At 38.0% G+C, this 1,932-nt stretch carries 1 protein-coding gene; it reads left to right on the top strand.

The features are described 5' to 3' along the window. Positions 1–1,932 (top strand): DUF6990 domain-containing protein (locus ACFILA_RS09390; RefSeq protein ID WP_375661110.1); only part of this gene is annotated, 1,932 nt, incomplete at both ends.

Genomic DNA, 1,932 nt, shown 5'->3' with positions numbered 1-1,932 from the left:
TGGTGTAAAAAATTATGGAGAGAGAGGCAAAGAGTTTTTGCTTTCGGCTGATCTCACCACCGCTGCTTATTGTCTTGCTCGGGAATATTCTAGAGGTGAAAAATCACAGCGTAAATATGGAGATGTGCTGTTTTACGCGAAGGAGGATTTTAATGTTAAAGCTCCGGATCTTTCCGAAAGCCATATCATAACCGCTTTAAACAAAGTGATTGCATGGGCGCAAGCACAGGATATTGAAAAAAAGTTGTGCGAGGAAGCTACTAATCATTCTGCCGTTGCACAAGCATTACTTGGTGATATGGAGGCTTTAAGGAGTGATAGATCTACCCCAAAACTATCTGTGCCAGAATTTGCTGATTATAAAACAATGACATCGGATGATCGCCTGCTTTTTTTTGCACAGGCCTATAAAAATGGGGAATTAGACGATATTCTAACGCGCAAGAAGCCAAAACAGCGCTCGATAAGTCTCACAGCAGCAATGCGCGTTCTCAAAACACAAGGGTGGTTTTCAACGGAACCTGGAAAAATGTGGTTGATTTTGCCCGACCGCTTTATTCAATTTGATTTTGGTTTTATACGTCTTCATGATAATTACAATGTCCGTATTGAAGCTGAAATATCTAATGAAATGATTTCTGTCGCTTGCAATTGTATTCACTATAGTAAGGAATATTGGTGTGTTTCTCCTAAAAATATTTATAATTCTTTTAATACGATTGGGGGGGGGATTTTTAGTGGTTTTGGTAAAGGCATTGATATTTGTGTAGAGACATTAGATGAGCAAGAGCTTATCAAAATCTCTGAGCGGATAATACAGTGGGCACATGCCCAAGATTTACAAGCATCAATAGAAAGCAAAACGCTTATCCAAAAATATAGCTACAATATAGATATAGTCTGGCATTTAGCTTGTTTAGCATTAACAGGTCAAATTGATGTCCTGAAATCTTATCAAAATTTTTTAGAAGCAGGTACGATTTCTGAAATTTTGGATGACCGTGAAGTAGAGAGATATATTAACCAGGCCGTTCAATTTGCTGAAGAATATCTGAAAATCCTTAATGAGCGAAAAGCCATAGATGATCGTCTTAGTTTACAAGATTTGTCTTTTCTTAATACAGTTTCTGAAGACTTAAAAAGGATGGACTGGACAGTTTATCGCGATAAGAACTATGATCGCAATGCTTATTTTATAAAGAAAGATCGTATCATTAATATAGTGTACGACCTTGATAAAAACGGAGAGACACCGCTTGTTATCTTCAAGGTTTCTCTTTCAACACTTGGTTTTTCTACAGCTTATCGATCTATTTTTATCGATACTCCCCAATATACCGTTCTTAAAGAATCAGAAGAAGTTTATGCAGTTTCTAGTACTGAATTGGATGAAGGCAAGCTGAAACAGATCAGTGCGGATATTTTGTGCTGGGCTGATCGACAAAATGTGAATCAAATCATCTATGATTATGCGGCTTTGTCCCCAGACAGTGAATATGATTTTGCGAAGTTGCACCTTATTGCACTTATTCTTATTGGGGATGTTGAAAAACTCAAATTTTATAAGGAAAGTTTGAAGGATAAAAACTTTTCAGCTTTGATAAGGGAAAACATAGCACATATTATTGATAACGTCCTTGCTCTTGCACGCCGTTATCGGACTGGTTTTCCTAAAAACGCTCCGATTTTGAGCTTGGATCCGCAAACAGCATCTGTTGCTTCTAAAACAACTGCTGTTGAAGCGGCAGAGGAAGTGGATGAAGCGGATGACACTGATGATCGTCTCACCATGGAAAGTGCTCATGCACTTTTAAAAAGCCTAGGCTGGTCAACCGAGAAAATCAATGAGAATGACCATATGGCAAGCTATCAATTGGCTGATCGTGAAGTAGACATTCTTTATAACGACGAAATTGCCAAAGATTACCCACA

It is taken from the genome of Bartonella sp. CL71SXKL, from assembly GCF_042194935.1.
GTDB lineage: Bacteria > Pseudomonadota > Alphaproteobacteria > Rhizobiales > Rhizobiaceae > Bartonella.
Note: the sequence above shows the minus strand (reverse complement) of the source record. Positions and strands in the feature narration are given on the sequence as shown.